Annotated in this window: 19 protein-coding genes; 10 read left to right on the forward strand and 9 right to left on the reverse strand. The window is 71.6% G+C overall.

Translation table 11 applies throughout. The annotated features are described in order from the left end of the window. The first annotated feature begins 126 nt into the window (after positions 1 to 126). Both ACZ7GX_RS39695 and ACZ7GX_RS39700 read left to right on the forward strand, forming a co-directional pair. Positions 127 to 534 carry a zinc-binding dehydrogenase gene (locus ACZ7GX_RS39695; protein ID WP_498784891.1) on the forward strand — a complete coding sequence of 136 codons (408 nt, stop codon included), beginning with the start codon at positions 127 to 129 and terminating at the stop codon, positions 532 to 534. A gap of 4 nt (positions 535 to 538) precedes the next feature. Then, positions 539 to 1,051, forward strand: a complete 513-nt coding sequence (locus tag ACZ7GX_RS39700) for a hypothetical protein (protein ID WP_498784893.1) — start codon at positions 539 to 541, stop codon at positions 1,049 to 1,051. On the opposite strand, the gene ACZ7GX_RS39705 is transcribed toward ACZ7GX_RS39700, so the two are convergent. Both ACZ7GX_RS39705 and ACZ7GX_RS39710 read right to left on the reverse strand, forming a co-directional pair. Next, positions 1,045 to 1,227 carry a DUF397 domain-containing protein gene (locus ACZ7GX_RS39705; protein ID WP_498784895.1) on the reverse strand — a complete coding sequence of 61 codons (183 nt, stop codon included), beginning with the start codon at positions 1,225 to 1,227 and terminating at the stop codon, positions 1,045 to 1,047. The genes ACZ7GX_RS39700 and ACZ7GX_RS39705 overlap by 7 nt on opposite strands. Positions 1,228 to 1,239: 12 nt before the next feature. Then, positions 1,240 to 2,079: a helix-turn-helix domain-containing protein gene (locus ACZ7GX_RS39710; protein ID WP_498784897.1), complete on the reverse strand. Its 840-nt coding sequence runs from the start codon at positions 2,077 to 2,079 to the stop codon at positions 1,240 to 1,242. A 94-nt stretch (positions 2,080 to 2,173) separates the two neighbouring features. Between ACZ7GX_RS39710 and ACZ7GX_RS39715 the strand changes: the two genes are divergently transcribed. Beyond that, complete coding sequence (locus ACZ7GX_RS39715) at positions 2,174 to 2,407, forward strand: hypothetical protein (protein WP_498784899.1); 234 nt, start codon at positions 2,174 to 2,176, stop codon at positions 2,405 to 2,407. 71 nt (positions 2,408 to 2,478) lie between these two features. Then, positions 2,479 to 3,861, forward strand: a complete 1,383-nt coding sequence (locus tag ACZ7GX_RS39720) for an APC family permease (RefSeq protein ID WP_498784901.1) — start codon at positions 2,479 to 2,481, stop codon at positions 3,859 to 3,861. A 51-nt stretch (positions 3,862 to 3,912) separates the two neighbouring features. On the opposite strand, the gene ACZ7GX_RS39725 is transcribed toward ACZ7GX_RS39720, so the two are convergent. From ACZ7GX_RS39725 to ACZ7GX_RS39740, 4 genes are read right to left on the reverse strand one after another with little or no spacing between them, the layout of a single operon-like run. Beyond that, positions 3,913 to 6,036, reverse strand: coding sequence for a hypothetical protein (locus ACZ7GX_RS39725; RefSeq protein WP_498784902.1), 2,124 nt, complete (start codon positions 6,034 to 6,036; stop codon positions 3,913 to 3,915). A 34-nt stretch (positions 6,037 to 6,070) separates the two neighbouring features. Continuing rightward, positions 6,071 to 6,361 (reverse strand): YiaA/YiaB family inner membrane protein, encoded by a 291-nt coding sequence (locus ACZ7GX_RS39730; RefSeq protein WP_367132781.1) that lies wholly within the window; start codon positions 6,359 to 6,361, stop codon positions 6,071 to 6,073. 52 nt (positions 6,362 to 6,413) lie between these two features. Then, positions 6,414 to 7,238, reverse strand: coding sequence for an MBL fold metallo-hydrolase (locus tag ACZ7GX_RS39735; protein WP_498784904.1), 825 nt, complete (start codon positions 7,236 to 7,238; stop codon positions 6,414 to 6,416). After that, entirely contained in the window at positions 7,235 to 7,789 is a 555-nt protein-coding gene (locus tag ACZ7GX_RS39740) for a TetR/AcrR family transcriptional regulator (protein ID WP_498784906.1), read from the reverse strand. The genes ACZ7GX_RS39735 and ACZ7GX_RS39740 overlap by 4 nt, the downstream gene beginning before the upstream one ends. Before the next feature lie 68 nt (positions 7,790 to 7,857). Here ACZ7GX_RS39740 and ACZ7GX_RS39745 point away from each other — a divergent pair, with 68 nt between their 5' ends. Next, on the forward strand, positions 7,858 to 8,730 hold the full coding sequence (locus tag ACZ7GX_RS39745) for an aldose 1-epimerase family protein (protein ID WP_498784908.1): 873 nt from the start codon (positions 7,858 to 7,860) through the stop codon (positions 8,728 to 8,730). Between the two features lie 19 nt (positions 8,731 to 8,749). Beyond that, positions 8,750 to 9,943 (forward strand): amidohydrolase, encoded by a 1,194-nt coding sequence (locus ACZ7GX_RS39750; protein WP_498784910.1) that lies wholly within the window; start codon positions 8,750 to 8,752, stop codon positions 9,941 to 9,943. A gap of 85 nt (positions 9,944 to 10,028) precedes the next feature. Here the strand turns inward: ACZ7GX_RS39750 and ACZ7GX_RS39755 are convergent, their stop codons facing one another. Further along, positions 10,029 to 11,171, reverse strand: a complete 1,143-nt coding sequence (locus ACZ7GX_RS39755; RefSeq protein ID WP_498784912.1) for an acyl-CoA dehydrogenase family protein — start codon at positions 11,169 to 11,171, stop codon at positions 10,029 to 10,031. A gap of 89 nt (positions 11,172 to 11,260) precedes the next feature. Here ACZ7GX_RS39755 and ACZ7GX_RS39760 point away from each other — a divergent pair, with 89 nt between their 5' ends. From ACZ7GX_RS39760 to ACZ7GX_RS39770, 3 genes are all read left to right on the forward strand, one after another. Then, the gene (locus ACZ7GX_RS39760; protein WP_498784914.1) at positions 11,261 to 11,857 is read left to right on the forward strand and encodes a TetR/AcrR family transcriptional regulator; all 597 of its coding nucleotides are present in this window, start codon (positions 11,261 to 11,263) and stop codon (positions 11,855 to 11,857) included. Then, positions 11,854 to 12,792, forward strand: coding sequence for a carbohydrate kinase family protein (locus tag ACZ7GX_RS39765; RefSeq protein WP_498784916.1), 939 nt, complete (start codon positions 11,854 to 11,856; stop codon positions 12,790 to 12,792). Before ACZ7GX_RS39760 ends, ACZ7GX_RS39765 begins: the two co-directional genes overlap by 4 nt. 268 nt (positions 12,793 to 13,060) lie before the next feature. Further along, on the forward strand, positions 13,061 to 14,374 hold the full coding sequence (locus ACZ7GX_RS39770; RefSeq protein WP_498784918.1) for a citrate synthase: 1,314 nt from the start codon (positions 13,061 to 13,063) through the stop codon (positions 14,372 to 14,374). Positions 14,375 to 14,450: 76 nt separating this feature from the next. On the opposite strand, the gene ACZ7GX_RS39775 is transcribed toward ACZ7GX_RS39770, so the two are convergent. Then, a complete protein-coding gene (locus ACZ7GX_RS39775) occupies positions 14,451 to 15,386 on the reverse strand; it encodes a hypothetical protein (RefSeq protein WP_498784920.1) in 936 nt (311 codons plus the stop codon). Positions 15,387 to 15,391: 5 nt separating this feature from the next. Continuing rightward, on the reverse strand, positions 15,392 to 15,970 hold the full coding sequence (locus tag ACZ7GX_RS39780; RefSeq protein ID WP_498784922.1) for a PadR family transcriptional regulator: 579 nt from the start codon (positions 15,968 to 15,970) through the stop codon (positions 15,392 to 15,394). Positions 15,971 to 16,052: 82 nt separating this feature from the next. Here ACZ7GX_RS39780 and ACZ7GX_RS39785 point away from each other — a divergent pair, with 82 nt between their 5' ends. Further along, positions 16,053 to 17,324 (forward strand): cryptochrome/photolyase family protein, encoded by a 1,272-nt coding sequence (locus ACZ7GX_RS39785; RefSeq protein WP_498784924.1) that lies wholly within the window; start codon positions 16,053 to 16,055, stop codon positions 17,322 to 17,324. Positions 17,325 to 17,362: the final 38 nt, after the last annotated feature.

Here is a 17,362-nt window from a genome sequence, read left to right on the forward strand (position 1 = left end):
GCTGTGGGCACTGTTGCGCGACAACCGGCCGTTCACAACGACAAGTTCCGCCACACCAGCGCCCACAGCCACTTGACACGGGTCATTAAGACTCGCCGGTTAGCGTCCCCCGGCACGAGAGCTGCCGTGCACACCAGGTTCGGTCCGCCGGAGGTGGTCCGGGTCGTGGAGTCGGCCGTGCCCGTTCCCGGGAAGGACGACGTGCTGATCGAGGTGCGCGCGACGACGGTGACGTCGGCGGAGTGCGCGATGCGGCGGGGTGAGCCGCGGTGGGGACGGGTGGTCAACGGCGCGTCCGGCAGCATCGGCACGTGCGCGGTGCAGCCGGCCAAGCTGTTCGGCGCGTGCGACGTCGTGTTCGGCATGTCGGTGCGCAAGAACGCCGGGTTGCTCGTCGTCAAGGAGATGACGGAGGACGGGCGGCTGCGGGTCGTGGTGGACCGGACCTACCCGTTGGAGCGCATCGCCGAGGCCCGCCGGTACGTCGACTCCGGGCACAAGCGGGGCAACGTGGTGATCAGCGTGGTGGACTAGCCGGGTGATCACCTACGACCGCCGGGCGTTCGTGCAGGCGTTCCTCGACGCCCACCCGGACGCCAAGCAGGGCTACTACGCGAGCAACGCCTTCAACGCCGCGCTGCGCGAGCACCGGTTGCGGGTCCTGGACGGGTTGCAGCGGCTGTTCGGGCTCACGCTGGAGCACGACCGGGTGCCGCGTGATCAAGCCGCGCTGTTCATGCTGTTCCGCACCACGGCGTCGTCGTACGTCAAGATCACCGCGCCGGGTGAGGGGATGGCGGAGGCCGGGCTGCTCTACCGGCAGTTGGCGGGCACCCCGGCGCAGCGGCACGTCCTCGACGGCCTGCACCGGATCGCCGCGTGCAACGACCGGTCGCGCGACGCCCACCTGGACGTGCTGGAGTCGCTGGTCGAGGTGTTCCTCGGCGATCGCGCGGGCACGACCGTGACGTCGGCGGACCTGGCCGCCATCGGGGTGGACGACACGGCCGGCCCGAACAGCTCCGACTTCGACCTGTGGGAGGACTACTGAGCCCGCAGGAACCGCGCCCACGACGCGGCGGGGAAGGTGATGGTGGGAGCGGGGTTCTTCGAGTCCCGGGCCGCCACCCGGGTTGCCGCCAGTGTCGCCGCCTGTGCCGGGAGGTGCGCCACCTCCACGCAGTTGGCGCTGCTGTTGCTGCGGGAGCTCTTACGCCACAGGGTCATTCGCCCATCGTTTCACGCAAGTCCCTTGAGGTGATCCAGCGTCTCCTCCTCGGTGTAGGCCGAACGCCGCAGTGCGGCCCACGTCGCCTCGAACACCTCGATCTGGTCCTCCTCGTCGATGAACAGGCTCGCGACCTTGTTCTCCAGCAGCACCAGGCTCGGCTCGTCGTCGTACTCCAGGATCACGAACGGTCCGTTGAGGCCGCCGTGCAGTTCTGCATCGGTCGGCATGACCCGCACGGTGACGTTGGGCCTTTCCCCGGCGTCGATGAGATGCCGGATCTGGCGGCGGTGCGCCCCCGGGTCGTGGAATGGGCGCTCCAGAACGCTCTGCTCGATGATCACGCTCAACTTGAGCGGAGTGTTGCGGCTGAGCAACCCCTGGCGCGCCATTCGACTGGTCGCGAGGGCATCCACCTGGGCCTCGGTGAGCCCTTGTCCGGTCGCTGCGATAATCGACCGCGCGTACTCCGGTGTTTGCAGCAGGCCTGGGATCATCAAGGGCTCGTAGTTGAGCAGTGAACTTGCTTCGTCCTCGAAGTCGGCCCAGGTCTGCCAGTCCTCGGGCAGGTTTTGGTTGTTCATGCGCAACAGGCCGCGTTGTTCGGCGTGCCGGGCGAGGTCGAGGAGTTCGACACGTTGTTTGCGCGCAACCTTGTAGCAGTCGAGCAGCTTTTCCAGGTCGTCCAGGTAGACGCCGATCTCCGACGACTCGATGCGGCTGATCTTGCTCGCGGACATGCCCGCCGCCTCGCCGACGGCGTCCATGCTGAGGCCGGCGGTGGTGCGGAGTTTGCGGAGGACGTGCGCGAGTCGGCGGGAGCGGGCGGATGTTCCAGCGCGGCGTGCCATGCGATCAAGTTAGGGGGGTTGCAAATTGCATCGCAAGGAGAGTCACTCGATCGAGTTATTGCCGAAAATAAGGCAAGGCTGCAAATGTTGCGGCATGGAGCCGATCATCAAGGTGACGTCGCCGAAGCGCGAGTGGTTGTTGCGGTGCTACTCCGAGGAGGAGGACGTGATGGCGCTGGAGGTCCAGGACGGCGGGATCGACGTCTTCCTGCCGTCGGGGGTGGACGGCGTCCGACTCGAAGCGGCGCAGATCGCGGCGTTCCGGGAGGCGCTGGACGAGGCCATCGCGCAGGCCGAAGCCGATCTGCGGGCTGCCGCCCGGCCCTGAACATCAAGACTTGCCCAAGGTGTGCCGATTCGACTATCCCGGTCCAGTGTGATCCGGCACACTCACTCGGCATGGCGGAAGCGACGAGCGCACCGGAGCAACCGGAACTGAAACGGGCCATCGGCCCGAAGCTGCTGCTGTTCTTCGTGGTCGGTGACATCCTCGGCACCGGCATCTACGCCCTCACGGGCAACGTCGCGGGCAAGATCGGCGGCGCGCTGTGGCTGCCCTTCCTGATCGCGTTCGTGGTGGCGTTCCTGACCGCGTTCAGCTACCTCGAACTCGTCGGCAAGTACCCCAAGGCGGCCGGCGCGGCGCTGTACACCAACCGCGCGTTCAAGATCCAGTTCCTCACCTTCATGGTGGCGTTCGCGGTGATGAGCTCGGGCATCACGTCGGCGTCGTCGGCCGCGCTCGCGTTCGGGCGCACGTACCTCCAATCCGTCATCAAGGAGTTCTTCTCCGACACGTTCACCGTGTCGGCGACGCTGGTCGCGATCCTGTTCATCGTCGGCCTGGCGCTGATCAACTTCCGGGGCGTCTCGGAGTCGGTCAAGGCGAACGTCGTCCTGACCTGCATCGAGCTGTCCGGCCTGGTGATCATCATCGCGATCGGCATCTACGCGGTGCTGGCGGGCGACGGCGACGCGAGCCGGTTGACGCAGGTCGACCCGGCGCCCGACCAGAGCGCGCTCGTCGCGATCACGTCCGCCACCGCGCTGGCGTTCTTCGCGATGGTCGGGTTCGAGGACTCGGTGAACATGGCCGAGGAGACGCAGAACCCGACCCGGATCTTCCCGCGCGCGATGCTGTGGGGCATGGTGATCGCGGCGCTGATCTACGTGCTGGTCGCGATCACGTCGTCGCTGCTCATCCCCGCCGACGAGCTGTCGAAGGCAGGCTCCTCGGCGCTGCTGCGGGTCGTGCAGGTCGGCGCGCCGGGCTTCCCGCTGTGGATCTTCGCGCTGATCGGCCTGTTCGCGGTCATCAACTCGGCGCTGATCAACATGCTGATGGCCAGCCGGTTGGTCTACGGCATGGCGAACGAGCGGATCATCCCGAAGGTGTTCGGCACCGTCCACCCGTTCCGCCGCACGCCGTGGATCTCGATCGTCTTCACGTCGGGGGTCGCGATCATCCTGGTGTCGACCACGGACATCGCCAAGCTCGGCGGCACGACGGCGTTGCTGCTGCTGGTCGTCTTCACCATCGTCAACGTCGCGGTGCTGGTGCTGCGCAAGGAGAAGGTCGACCACAAGCACTTCCGCGCGCCGACGTGGGTGCCGGTGCTCGGCGCGATCACGTGCGCGTACCTGGCGAGCCCGCTGTCGGGCCGCGCGTCGGCGGACTACGAGATCGCGCTGTACCTGCTCGCGGCCGGCGTCGTCCTCTGGCTCATCAACCGCCTGGTGCACGGCAAGGTGACGTTCGACCCGGAGAAGCTGTCCAAGTGACCCGTCGACGGTGGTGGGGCGCGTGCTGCGGCCCACCACCGTCGACGTGGGTCAGGCGTCGAGTTCGGCCAGCACGGCCAGGAGCCGTTCGCGGTCCTCGTCGTCCTGGCGGACCCGGCGGCCGTGGATGCCGCCGCCCGGCATCGCGGCGTCGCGCTCGGCCAACGCGCGCAGCCCGGGCAGCAGCGGGGCGGCGTCGGCGCCCAGTTCCCGCAGCGACTCGACCAGCCAGCCGCCCGGGCCGACCCACGCCAGCCGCTGCCGGACGGCGTCGAGGAGGGGCTGGGCCTCGCCCGTCACGCGGCGGATCGCGAGGGCCGCGGAGTGGGTGTCGTGCTCGTCGGCCAGCAGTTCGCGGAGTCGGGGCAGCAGAGCGGCGGCCGGTGGTCCGATCAGGCCCGCCAGCTCGGCGGCGTCCGCCACGTGCCGGGCGCTGTCCAGCGCGTCGGCGACGGCGTCGAGCGGGGTGGTGGTGTCGCCGGCGTGCGGCAGCAGCCGCGCCGCTTCGAGCCGCAGCCGGATGGTGGCCGGGTCGTCGCCCGCGGCGGTGGTGGCGACGGCGCGGAGCGCGGGCAGCAGGTCGTCCAGCGGAAGGCCGTGGCGCAAGGCGGTCCGCGCGGCCGGGACGGGTGAGCTCACGGCGGCTTCGGCCACGCAGGAGCGCACGTGGTCGAGGTCGTCGGTGATCGCGGCGAGGGCCGAGGCGCAGTCGAGCCGGTGCCGCCAGGACGCCGCCGGGTCGTCGCGGACCCCCGTCAGCGCGGGCACCGCCGCCGACGCCGCCGGACCCATCACGGCCAGCGCGCGGACCGCCCACCACTGGTCGTGCGGGACGAGCGCGACCAGCTCGGGCACGGCGTCGGCCGCGTCCGCGCCCCACCGGTGCAGCAGCCTGGTGAGGGTGTTCACCTCGTTGTGCCACCGCATCCGGCCGAGCATCGCGGCGTAGTCGGACGACGGCTGCCACCGGGTCGGCAACGCCGCCAACCGCCGCCGCACCGCGTCCAGCAGCACGGGGTCGCAGGCCACGCCGGTGTCGATGAGCAGCTCGACGACGTCGTGCGTGAGGGCGCCCGCCACGAGCGCCGTGGTGAACGGCGAACGCCAGCGCGGGTCGCCGAGCGTGATCAGGATGTCCAGGCTCAGCCCGAACAGGCGTCCCTCGATGGAGTCCACATCGGTCGGAGCGGGCTCGGCCACGACCGCCGCCAGCGACTCGGCGGCCAGGGGAGCGGCGGCCGGCACGTCGCGCACCGCGGTCGCGGCGGACAGCCGCACGTTCGGGTCGGGGTGGTCGACCGCGGCGGCGAGCAGGGGCGCGCTCTGCGCACGTGCCGCCCGCGACCCCACGCACCGCTCGTAGACGGCGTCGACGGCCCGGCGCGCGGCGTCGGCCGACCCGCGCTCGAACAACGTCCGGCACAGCCCGGCGAACTCCGCGCCGTCGACGCGCGCCACGACGTCCGCGAACGGGTACCCCGACCAGACCCAGTTCCGCACCGGCTCGCCGTCGAGCCAGCAGTCGACCACCGCGGCCGTCGCCCCCTCCGGCCACGGCAGCCCGGCGTCCGCGATCGCCCACAGCGCACCGGCCCGGACGGCGGCCGGACGCGACGGCGCCAGCTCGCCGGTCAGCCACTCGGCGCTCTGCGCGGGCGCCTGCCGACCGGCGGCGGCCAGCAGGCCGGCCACCACGCGCGGCGACCGCTCGCGCTTGCGCCGCGCCCGCAACGCCGCCACCACCTCGGCGGCGGGCGGGAGGTTGCCGAGCAGGTAGGTGGCGACGTGCCGGACCTCGACGTCCGGGTCCTCCAGCAACGGCAGCAGCCGCCCCGTCTCGCGCCCCAGCGCCGCGTCGACGTCCGCCAGCACGTCCGGCGGGCCGTCGCCGGTCTCGGCGATCGCGCCGAGCAGGTGCACCAGGCCCGCGCGCCGCGGCGTGGCCGGATCGGCGGCGAGCCGGGCGACGAACGGCACCGCCCGCGGCGTCGCCGAGTACAGCGTGCCCTGGTGGTAGATGCTGCCGAACAGGTGCTCGAAAGCCTCGCCGGCCGACGCCTCGTCCTCGCCGACGGCGGCGCGCAACGTCCGGGGCACGTCCCGCGCCGAGCCGTACGCGTGGTCGAGGGACGCCCAGTCGACGTCGTCCACGCCGTCGAGAGCGGCGGCGGTCATCGGTCTGCTCCCATGAGCGGTGCAGCGTAGGCGGTCAGGCCGCTTCCACCCGGTACGGGTCGTGCTCGGCGAGCAGCTTCTCCAGCCGCGCCTGGTCGACGCGGCTCACCACGTAGGTCTCCTCCTGCCGGTCGCGGACGCACTTGGCCAGGGTGAACGCCGACGTGACGGTGAACAGCAGGCCGAGCGCCAGGAAGGCGCGCACCCAGCCGTCCACCGGCAGGTAGGCGACACCGAGGCCGACGGCGGCCAACGAGATGGCGAAGGAGATCACCGCCTGCGCGTAGAAGGCGTTGGTGGTCGGCGAGTGCGGTTTCGCGGTCATGGCCGAAGCGTCCCCGCCGACCGGGCCCGGTGTCATGAGTACCGCTACTCAATCACGCGTGCGCTCCCTGGTGGCGGCGCAGCTCGGTGGCGTCGTGCGCGCTGAAGACGTCGACCGAGTCGCCGTGGTCGCGCACCAGTTGCCGCAACCGCTTCTGGTTGGCCACGCGCAGCTCCGGCAGCACCTGCATCCGCTTCTGCATGTACCCCAACGCGGGCGGGCAGTGCCGTTCGGCCGCCATCTCGCCGTGGAAGAAGTACGAGTCGCCCGCGTGCAGCAGCCACCGGTCGCCGACCCGGACCGCCACGCCCGTGTGCCCGTGCGTGTGCCCGAACAACGGCACCAGCAGCACGTCCGGCCGCACCTCGCGCACGCCGTCGAAGCCGAACCACGTCTCGCCGGTCGCCTCGTGCGGAGTCCACTTCGGCCCGTGCGCCCACTGGGCGTCCGGGTAGCGCATCCGGTCGTTGCCCGACCGGCCCGGACGCGTCGCCGCGGCCAGCTCCTCCGCCGAGACGTGCACCCGCGCGTGCGGGAAGTCGCGCAGGCCGCCGGCGTGGTCGAAGTCCAGGTGCGTCAGCACGACGTCGCGCACGTCCGAAGCGGCGAACCCGAGCGCTTCCACCTGGCGCAGCGCGGTTTCCGCCTCCGCCAGCGCGGGCCGGGCCATCGACCGCCAGCGGCGCACCAGCGTCTCGTCCGGCCGCCGCACGTCGTCGAGGCCGAGACCGCTGTCGACGAGCACCAGGCCGTCGTCGGTCTCCAGCAGCAGCACGTGGCAGACGAGCTCGGCGGCCCGGAAGTAGGAACCCTCACCGCTCACCAGCTTCCCGCCGAACGGGCGCATGGTGCCGCAGTTCAAGTGGTGCGCCTTCACGGTTCCGTCCTTCCCAGGAGTGCGCCGAGCCGGGCGGCGACGGCGTGCAGGGGGTCCAGCGAACGGCGGGTGCGGGCGAGCAGCAGCGCGCCCTCGATGGCGGCCAGCACGACCGTCGCCAGGTCGTCGTCGCCCACGTGCTCGGCGATGAGCCGCTGCCACGAGGCGTAGACGTCCTCGCAGGCGACGCGGATCGGCTCGCTGTCCGACGCCGCGTCCAGCGCCACCGTGGCGACGGGGCACCCGTTGCGGAAGTCCGAAGCCAGCAGGTCCTGGCTGAGCAGCTCCAAGGCGCGGGGAAGCGCTTTCGAGGGGTCGGTCTCGGCGGCCAGCACGGCGGCGAGCGCGTCGCACAGGTCGTTGCCCGCCAACGTCACCGCCTCGACCGCCAACTGCTCCTTGCCGCCCGGGAAGTGGAAGTAGAGGGAGCCCTTGGGCGCGCCGCCCTCGGCGAGCACCTGGTTGATCCCCGTCGCGTGGTAGCCCTGCGCCCGGAAGAGGTCGGCCGCGGTGCGCACCACGCGTTGCCGGGTGTCGGTCCGTCTTGGCATGTTTTTACTATAGAGACCGGTCTAGTAACTACGTCAAGGGGAGAGTCGCTCGGATACGCTCCTGACCCATGCTGGAGATCGCCCACGGCGCGGCACGCGCCGTCATCGCACCCGAGGGTGCGGGACTCAAGTCCTACGAGGTCGGCGGCGTGCCGTACGTGGAGACGTACGACGACGAACCGCCCATGGGCAGCGGCGCGGTGCTGGTGCCGTGGCCCAACCGCACGGCCGGTGGCAGATGGGTGCTCGACGGCGAGGAGCAGCAGCTGGAGATCGGCGAGCCCGCGCGGGGCAACGCCATCCACGGGCTGGTGCGCCGCGCGATCTGGGGCACCGTGGAGCACACCGGGTCGCTGATCTCGCTGGAGACGCCCGTCGCCGGTCTCGGCTGGCCGGTCGAGCTGCGCACCACCATCACGTACGCGCTCGACGACAACGGCCTGACCGTCTCGCACGGCGTCACCAACGTGGGTGACAAGCGGACCCCGTTCGGGGTGGGCACGCACCCGTACCCGCGGGCCGGCGCCTCCCTGACGGACGAGACCTCGCTGTCGCTGGCCGCCACGACCGTGCTGCCGGTGGACCCGCAGACCATGATCCCGAACGGCCCGGCCGTGCCCGTGGAGGGCGACTACGACTTCCGCGTGGCGCGGCTGCTGGAGGGCGTGGAGCTCGACACCGCGTTCGGCGGGTGCGAGCCGGTGGACGGGCTCGTGCGGCACGTGCTGAAGGGCCCGGCCGGCGGGGTCGAGGTGTGGGCGGACCCGGACTTCAAGTGGGTGCAGGTCTACACGCCGGACAACTTCCCCGGTCGTGGCCGCGCGGTGGCGATCGAGCCGATGACGTGCCCGCCGGACGCGTTGAACAGCGGGATCGACCTGCTGTGGCTGGAGCCGGGCGAGTCGTGGGCCGGGCGGTGGGGTTTGCGCCCGTTGTCGTAGACCGTTAGCGTCGCTAACTATGAACGTCGCTATCACGGGTGGGTACGTCGTCCCGGTCGTCGGAGAGCCGATCGAGGGCGGCACGGTCCTGGTCCAGGACGGGAAGATCGTCGCGGTCGGCTCGGACGTCGAGGTGCCGGACGGCGTCCCGGTCGTCGACGCGGCGGGCGGTTGGGTGCTGCCCGGCTTCGTGGAGGCGCACGGCCACCTCGGCGTGCACGAGGAGGGCGAGGGCTGGGCCGGGCAGGACACCAACGAGATGACCGACCCCAACGGCGCCCGGCTGCGCGCGTTGGACGCGATCAACGCCGCCGACCAGGGCTTCGCCGACGCCCTGGCCGGCGGCGTCACGACCGCGGTGGTCAAGCCCGGTTCGGGCAACGTCATCGGCGGCCAGACCGTGGCGGTGAAGTGCTGGGGCCGCACGGCCGACGAGATGCTGGTGCGCAACCCCGTGAGCGTGAAGAGCGCGTTGGGGGAGAACCCGAAGCGGGTGTACGGGGAGCAGAAGAAGCTGCCGTCCACGCGCCAGGGCGTGGCCGCGGTGATCCGCGACGCGTTCACCAAGGCGCAGGACTACGTGGCCAAGCGGGACGAGGCGGACGGCGCGTTCGAGCGGAACACCACGTCCGAGGTGCTGGCGCGGGTGCTGTCGGGTGAGCTGCCGTGGTGCCAGCACTGCCACCGCGCGGACGACATCGCGACCGCGTTGCGGCTGGCGGAGGAGTTCGGCTACCGGCTCATCGTCAACCACGGCACCGAGGGGCACCTGATCGCGGACGTGCTGGCGGAGCGCGACGTCCCGGTGATCATCGGGCCGCTGTTCACGTCGCGGTCGAAGGTCGAGGTGCGGCAGCGCTCGTTGCGCAACCCGGGGATCCTGGCGCGTGCGGGCGTGCGGATCGCGATCACCACGGACCACCCGGTCGTGCCGATCCACTTCCTCGTGCACCAGGTGACGTTGGCCGTGAAGGAAGGCCTGGACCCGCGCGTGGGTCTGGAGTCGATCACCGTGAACCCGGCGGCCATCATGGGCCTGGACGACCGCGTGGGTTCCCTGCGCCCCGGCTTGGACGGCGACGTCGTGATCTGGTCGGGCGACCCGCTGGACGTGATGAGCCGCGCCCTGAAGGTCTTCGTGGAGGGCCGCGAGGTCTACCGCTACGAGAACGGCGAGGAAGTCGTCACCAACCCCTTCTACGCCGAACTCTGACCCGCGAGTCGACCACCCGGGTCCCGCGAGCCGAACGCCCGGGACCCCCGAATAATTCGGGGGTCCCGGGCGTTCGGCACGCGGGTCAGTGGCGGAGGGTGCGGCCGATGACCAGGCGCTGGATCTGGTTGGTGCCCTCGAAGATCTGGAGCACCTTGGCCTCGCGCATGTAGCGCTCCACCGGGAAGTCGCGGGTGTAGCCGGCGCCGCCCAGCACCTGCACGGCGTCCGTCGTCACCTTCATCGCGGCGTCGGTGCAGACCAGCTTCGCGATCGCGGCCTGGCGGCGGAACGGGAGGCCGCGGTCGCGGCGGCGGGCCGCGTCCAGGTAGGTGGCACGGGCGGACTCCACCGCGGCGGCCATGTCGGCCAGCAGGAACTCCAGGCCCTGGAAGTCGATGATCGCGCGGCCGAACTGGGTGCGCTGCTTGGCGTACGCCACGGCCTCGTCCAACGCCGCCTGCGCCAGGCCGACGCCGCACGCCGCGATGCCCAGCCGGCCGGAGTCCAAAGCGGACAGTGCGATCTTCAGGCCGTCGCCCTCGGCCCCGATCAGGCGGTCGGCCTCCAGCCGGACGCCGTCGAACGACAGCTGCGCCGTGATCGAGCCGGTCAGGCCCATCTTGCGCTCCGGCTTGGCGGCCGTGAGGCCCTCGACGTGGCCCGGCGCGAAGAAGCAGCTCACGCCCTTGCCGCCCTCGTCCGACGTGCGTGCCATCAACGTGTAGAAGTCGGCGACCCCCGCGTGCGTGATCCAGGCCTTCGTCCCGTTCACGGTGTAGTGGTCCCCGTCGCGCACGGCCCGCGTCGACAGCGCGCCGGCGTCGGAGCCAGCGTGCGCCTCGGACAACGCGTACCCGCCCAGCTGGTCACCGGCCACCACGTCGGGCAGCCAGCGCGACTTCTGCGCGTCGTCCCCGAACGTCGCCAACGCGTAGCTGGACATGACGTGCACCGACAGCCCGACCGCGACCGACATCCACGCCGACGCGACCTCCTCCAACGCCTGCAGGTACACCTCGTACGGCTGCTCACCCCCGCCGAACCGCTCCGGGTACGGCAGCCCGAGCAACCCGGTCTTGCCGAGCAGCCGGAACGCCTCGCGCGGGAACCGCGAGTGCTCCTCCGCCTCGGCGGCGTGCGGCGCGAGCTCGTCGCGCGCGATCTCGCGGACGAGGGCCAGCAGGTCCTCGGCCTCGGTGGTGGGCAGCAGGCGCTCGGCGGGCATCGTCGACCTCCGGATCACGGGGTACTGTCACCAGTACTGTAGGACGTACTCCAGTACTGGAGCCAGGCACTGTGACAGAGTTGCCGCCCATGACCTCGATCGTGCGCCGACCGCTGACGCCCCGGCAGGTGGAGCTGCTGGGCAGGCTGGAGGCGCTCGTGCTCGCCGAAGGGTTCGCGCACTTCACGCTGGACGACCTCGCCGCCCGCCTGCACTGCTCGAAATCCACCCTCTACGCGCTGGCCCCGAGCAAGGAGCAGTTGGCGGTGAAGGTGGTCGGCCGCTACTTCAAGGGCGCGGCCGAGCGGATCGAGCAGCGCATCGCCGAGGTCGCGGACGTCCGCGCCCGCGTCGGCACGTACCTGGCCGGCGCGGCCGAGGAGCTGCGGCGGGCGTCGGCCCGGTTCATCACGGACGTGTCCGCGTTCGCGCCCACGCGCAGCACCTACGAGCGCAACGCCCGCGCCGCCGCCGAGCGGATCCGCGAGTTCATCCAGGAGGGTGTCCGCGACGGGGTGTTCCGGGACGTGCATGCGACCCTGATCGCCGAGATGGCCGGTCTGCTCATCGAGGGCATCCAGACCGGTGTGCTGACCCGGCGCGCGGGGGTCTCGGACGCCGAGGCGTTCACCGCGCTGGGTGAACTGCTGCTGGACGGGTTGCGGAGAGAACGGAGCCAGTCGTGATCGTCGTTGCAGGTGAGGCGCTGGTCGACCTCGTGCCCACGCCCGAGGGCGCCCTCGCGCCGCGGCTGGGCGGCGGGCCGTACAACGTGGCCGTGGCCGCCGGGCGCCTCGAAGCGCCGGTGAGCTTCCTGTCCCGGGTGTCGACCGACCTGTTCGGCGACCGGCTCATCGAGCGGCTGCACGCCTCGGCCGTGCGCACCGACCTGGTCCAGCGCGGCGAGCAGCCGACGACGCTGGCCGTGGTCGGGCTGGCCGACGACGGCTCGGCGCGCTACTCGTTCTACGTCGAGGGCACGGCGGACCGCCAGGTGACCGACCCGGGCCCGCTGCCCGCCGGCACCAGGGCGGTGTCCTTCGGCACGCTGTCGATGGTGCTGGAGCCGGGCGCGAGCACGTACGAGCGCGTGCTGTGGCGCGAGGCCGAACGCGGCGCGCTCACCGTGCTCGACCCGAACATCCGCGCGGGCCTCATCCGCGACCCGATGGCCTACCGCGACCGGTACGACTCGTGGCTGCCGCACGTGGGCCTGCTGAAGGTGTCCGTCGAGGACGCGCGGTGGCTGGCCGACCTGCCGGAGGACGCGCCCGAGGACGCCGTGCTGGAGGTCGTGCGCGACTGGCAGGGCGCGGGCCCGGCCGCCGTCGTGCTCACCCGCGGCGGCGACGGGCTGGCCGTGCTGACCGCCGCCGGCGACGTGATCCGCGTCCCACCCACGCCCGTGGACGTGGTCGACACCATCGGCGCGGGCGACACCGTGCAGGGCGCGCTGCTCGCCTGGCTGCACGCGCACGACGCGCTGTCCGTCGAGGCTGTCCGTGGTCTGGACGCCGCGCGGTGGGGCCGGGCGCTGGCCTACGCGGGCGCCGCGGCGGCCATCACGTGCTCCAGGGCGGGCGCCGAGCCACCCTTCAAACGCGAGCTGGAGATGACCTAGCTCTCACCCCGCGTGAGATGGAGAAACAGCCCTGAAGGGCTACCGTGGTGGATGCACGCTAGCCACCCATGCATCCGGATGTGATGCCGGTCCCATCTCACAGAATCGGTTCACACCGCGGCTGTGTGGAGGGTCGTCCTCTGACTAGCGTGGGAGAACTGACAGGACCCCAACGGGGTGGTGCTGCGGTGCGGGGCGATCCCACGCCCGCGCGCGTGCGTGCGAGATCCGCATGAGCCACCCCGCCCTAGCGTGAGAGGGACTCTGCATGCCCGACGCGACGACTGCGCCGAACGACACCCGTACCGTCGCGCTGCGCCATCCGGGCGGAGAGCACGAGATGAAGGTAGTACCGGCCACCGAAGGTGCGCCCGGTATCGACCTCGGGAAGCTCCTGGCCACAACAGGTCTGGTCACACTGGACAGCGGGTTCGTCAACACCGCGTCCTGTTCCTCCGAGATCACCTACATCGACGGTGACGCCGGCATCCTGCGCTACCGCGGCTACCCGATCGAGCAGCTCGCCGAGAAGTCGAACTTCATCGAGGTCAGCTACCTGCTGATCTACGGCGAGCTGCCGACCCAGGCCCAGCTGGAGGAGTTCTCCTCCAAGATCAACCGGCACACGCTGCTGCACGAGGACCTGAAACGGTTCTTCGACGGCTTCCCGCGTGACGCCCACCCCATGCCCGTGCTGTCCTCGGCGGTGTCCGCGCTGTCGACGTTCTACCAGGACAGCCTCAGCCCCTTCGACGCCAACCAGGTCGAGATCTCCACGATCCGCCTGCTGGCCAAGGTGCCCACCATCGCGGCCTACGCCTACAAGAAGTCCGTGGGCCAGCCGTTCCTGTACCCGGACAACTCCCTGGGTCTGGTGGACAACTTCCTGCGCATGACGTTCGGCTTCCCGGCCGAGCCCTACGACGTCGACCCCGACCTGGTGCGGGCGCTCGACCTGCTGTTCGTGCTGCACGCCGACCACGAGCAGAACTGCTCCACGTCGACGGTGCGCCTGGTCGGCTCGTCCGAGGCGAACCTGTTCGCGTCCATCTCGGCGGGCATCAACGCGCTGTTCGGCCCGCTGCACGGCGGCGCGAACTCCGCGGTGCTGGAGATGCTGGAGAAGATCCGGCGCGAGGGCGGTGACGTCAACGCGTTCGTGAAGAAGGTCAAGAACAAGGAGGACGGCGTCCGCCTGATGGGCTTCGGCCACCGGGTCTACAAGAACTACGACCCGCGCGCCGCGATCATCAAGAAGACGGCCGACGAGATCCTCGGCAAGCTCGGCGCGTCCGACGAGCTGCTGGACATCGCGAAGGCGCTCGAGGAGACCGCGCTCGCCGACGACTACTTCGTCGAGCGGAAGCTGTACCCGAACGTCGACTTCTACACCGGCCTGATCTACCGCGCGATGGGCTTCCCGACGAAGTTCTTCACCGTGCTGTTCGCGCTCGGCCGGCTGCCCGGCTGGATCGCCCACTGGCGCGAGATGATCAACGACCCGGCCACCAAGATCGGCCGCCCGCGGCAGGTCTACACCGGCGCGCCGGAGCGCTCGTTCGTGCCGCTCGACCAGCGCTGACCGCCGTTCCCACCACGCGCACGGCCGAGGCCCGCACCGATGTCCGGTGCGGGCCTTTCCCGTTGCGGCGCAACGATCAGCCGCCCAGCTCGGCGATCAGCGCGCGGTAGGTCGCGAACGCGGGCTTCGGGGTGTGGTCGTCGGTGGTGAGGCCGAAGTTGTGGAACAGCCCGGGTTTCGCGCTGTCGGCGTCGCGCAGCGCGAAGTGCGTGTAGCCGGAGATGTTCAGGCGCACGGCGTGCTCGGCGACGACGCGGACCACCGTCTCCACCACCTCCGCCTGCCGCTGCGGCGACCGGTCCGGGCCGGTGGGCCAGCCGTGCTCGGTGATGTGCAGCGGCACGTGCGCGAGACCGGCGGCGCGCAGGAGATCGCGGTGGTGCGCGAGGAGTCCCGCCACGCCCTCGGCCAGGTCGCCGTCGAGCGGGCGGAACACGTCCGGGAAGAAGTCGAGGCCCACGTAGTCGAGCGCGTCCGCGAACGCCGGGTCGCCGGCGGTCAGGTCGGCGAGGAACGACGACGCCGGGCCGAACAGCGGCGTGGTGTTGAAGCCGACCGCCAGGTCGTGGCCCAGGGCGCGGGCGTGGGACTTGGCCGCGACGACCCCGGCGGTGATCGCCTCCCGCACGCCCGGGTAGCAGCCGTCCAGCACCGGGTTGTCGGTCACGTTCGGCTCCTCGGTCACCTGGAGCGTCGCGGTGACCGCGCCGTGCCGCTCGACCAGCGAGCGCACGAAGTCGCAGTAGCCGGCCACGTCGCCGGCCTCCGACTGGTACTGCGCCACCAGGTCCAGCCGTCGACCGCGCACGGCGTACCGGGCGGCGTCTGCGGGCGTGGTCGGGGTGCTCCCGGTGTCCTTGAACGCGGTGTACGCGCGCACGACGAACGGGCGGCCGGGGCCCTGCAACTCGTCCAGCAGGGCACAGATGTGCTCGGGCGAGTCGGGCGCGCCGGTGGCCAGGCCGCCGGTGTCGTCACCGGTCGCGCCGCCGGGGTAGATGCCGAAGAGCATCGGGCTCAGTCCTCTCGGGTCGGCCAGATCAGGGAGCCGGCGCGGATGTCGTCCACGACCGTGTCGATCCACGCGAGCTCGGCGCGGGCCTGGCCCAGCGCGTACTCGGCCTCGATGACGTGCAGCCGGGGCACGCCGCCCGCCAGCACCTCGGCCAGTTCGCGCTCGTCGGCCGCGATGCGGGCGGACAGCCGTTGCCCGCGTTCGGTCAGGGCTTCGACGGCGCCGATCGGGCCGAGCGCGCCGAGGTGGGCGACCGCGCCGAGGAACTGCGTGAACTCCCGCCGCGGGGTGCGGATCTGGCTGTCCAGCCGGCGCACCAGCTCGTCGTGCCCGGCGTCGGTGAGGGCGTACACGGTCCGCTCGGGGCGGTTGCCGGTGCGCTCCGTGCCCTGCGGGACGACCCACCCGGCGGTGACGAGGGCCTCGACGACGTCGTACAGCGTGCCCCGGTTGATCGCGGCGGCCCGGTCGCCGCCGCGCGCCCGCAGGTCGGTGAGCATCTGGTACGGGTGCGTCGGGTGCTCCAGCAGGAGGCCCAGCACCGCGAGCACCAGCGGGTTGTCGAGCGCGCGTCGTGGCATGGCAGAAAACTATCAGTCGAAATCGACTATTGCGAAACGCGCTGGTCGTGCGGGACGCCGGTCGCGCTCCTAGGGTCGGTCCGTGGACTCCCCGACCGTGCTGTGGTTCCGACGCGACCTGCGGACCGCCGACCACCCGGCGCTCCTCGCGGCGGCCGAGCGGGCCTCACGCGTGCTCGCGCTGTTCGTGCTCGACCCCGTGCTGCTGAAGGCCTCCGGCGAGCCGCGGGTCGAGTTCCTGCACCGGTGCCTGCGGTCGCTGGACGCCGAGCTCGACGGGCGGCTCGTCGTGGTCGAGGGCGACCCGGTCGAGGTCGTGCCGCGGGTGGCCGCCGAGATCGGCGCGTCGTCCGTGCACGTCTCCGCGGACGCCGGGCCGTACGGGCGCGAGCGTGACGCGGCGGTGGCGGAGCGGGTCGAGCTGGTGCGCGCCGGGTCGCCCTACGCGGTCACGCCGGGGCGGGTCACCAAGGCCGACGGCACGCCGTACCGGGTGTTCACGCCGTTCCTGAAGGCCTGGTCGGAGCACGGCGTGCGCCCGCCCGCCGCCACCGACGCGTCGTCGGTGACGTGGATCCGGTCGGACCTCGGGCGCGAGCTGCCGCCGGGGGAGGCGCTGCCGGACGTGCGGGCGCTGTGGGAGGCGTTCCGCGACGAGAAGCTGCCCGACTACGCCACCCGCCGCGACCGGCCGGACCTCGACGGCACCAGCCGGTTCTCCGCGTTCCTGAAGTGGGGCGTGGTGCACCCGCGGACGTTGCTGGCCGACCTCGGGCGCGGTGCGGGCGCGAAGGTGTTCCGCACCGAGCTCGCCTGGCGCGAGTTCTACGCCGACGTGCTGTGGCACCGGCCGGACTCGGCGCGCCGCAACTACAACCGCGCGTTCGACCGCATGCCGCTGGACGACGACCGCGACCGGTTCGAGGCGTGGTGCGAGGGGCGGACCGGCTACCCGTTCGTGGACGCCGGGATGCGCCAGCTGCGGCAGGAGGGCTGGATGCACAACCGGGTGCGCATGGTGGTGGCGAGCTTCCTCGTCAAGGACCTGCACCTGCCGTGGTGGTGGGGCGCCCGGCACTTCATGCGCCACCTGGTCGACGGCGACCTCGCGTCCAACCAGCACGGCTGGCAGTGGGCGGCCGGGACCGGCACCGACGCCGCCCCGTACTTCCGGGTGTTCAACCCCGTCACGCAGGGCGAGAAGTTCGACCCCGACGGGGACTACGTGCGCCGGTACGTGCCCGAGCTGCGCGACGTGCCGGGCAAGGCCGTGCACCAGCCGCGTGACCCGATCGTCGACCACGCGCACGAGCGCCTGGAAGCACTCGCGCGCTACGCGGCCGTCAAGGGTTGAACTCCGTCAAAGGTTGAACGCCAACAGGGGTTGCGGCA

It is taken from the genome of Actinosynnema sp. NPDC037264 (assembly GCF_055603705.1).

Bases quoted from the DNA above. Each gene is read 5' to 3' on its own strand.
- ACZ7GX_RS39750 (WP_498784910.1), top strand. From the start codon at position 8,750: ATGAACGTCGCTATCACGGGTGGGTACGTCGTCCCGGTCGTCGGAGAG.
- ACZ7GX_RS39725 (WP_498784902.1), bottom strand. From the start codon at position 6,036: ATGACCGCCGCCGCTCTCGACGGCGTGGACGACGTCGACTGGGCGTCC.
- ACZ7GX_RS39705 (WP_498784895.1), bottom strand. From the start codon at position 1,227: ATGACCCTGTGGCGTAAGAGCTCCCGCAGCAACAGCAGCGCCAACTGC.
- ACZ7GX_RS39780 (WP_498784922.1), bottom strand. From the start codon at position 15,970: ATGCCACGACGCGCGCTCGACAACCCGCTGGTGCTCGCGGTGCTGGGC.
- ACZ7GX_RS39720 (WP_498784901.1), top strand. From the start codon at position 2,479: ATGGCGGAAGCGACGAGCGCACCGGAGCAACCGGAACTGAAACGGGCC.
- ACZ7GX_RS39715 (WP_498784899.1), top strand. From the start codon at position 2,174: ATGGAGCCGATCATCAAGGTGACGTCGCCGAAGCGCGAGTGGTTGTTG.
- ACZ7GX_RS39760 (WP_498784914.1), top strand. From the start codon at position 11,261: ATGACCTCGATCGTGCGCCGACCGCTGACGCCCCGGCAGGTGGAGCTG.
- ACZ7GX_RS39710 (WP_498784897.1), bottom strand. From the start codon at position 2,079: ATGGCACGCCGCGCTGGAACATCCGCCCGCTCCCGCCGACTCGCGCAC.
- ACZ7GX_RS39745 (WP_498784908.1), top strand. From the start codon at position 7,858: ATGCTGGAGATCGCCCACGGCGCGGCACGCGCCGTCATCGCACCCGAG.
- ACZ7GX_RS39730 (WP_367132781.1), bottom strand. From the start codon at position 6,361: ATGACCGCGAAACCGCACTCGCCGACCACCAACGCCTTCTACGCGCAG.
- ACZ7GX_RS39775 (WP_498784920.1), bottom strand. From the start codon at position 15,386: ATGCTCTTCGGCATCTACCCCGGCGGCGCGACCGGTGACGACACCGGC.
- ACZ7GX_RS39755 (WP_498784912.1), bottom strand. From the start codon at position 11,171: ATGCCCGCCGAGCGCCTGCTGCCCACCACCGAGGCCGAGGACCTGCTG.
- ACZ7GX_RS39770 (WP_498784918.1), top strand. From the start codon at position 13,061: ATGCCCGACGCGACGACTGCGCCGAACGACACCCGTACCGTCGCGCTG.
- ACZ7GX_RS39740 (WP_498784906.1), bottom strand. From the start codon at position 7,789: ATGCCAAGACGGACCGACACCCGGCAACGCGTGGTGCGCACCGCGGCC.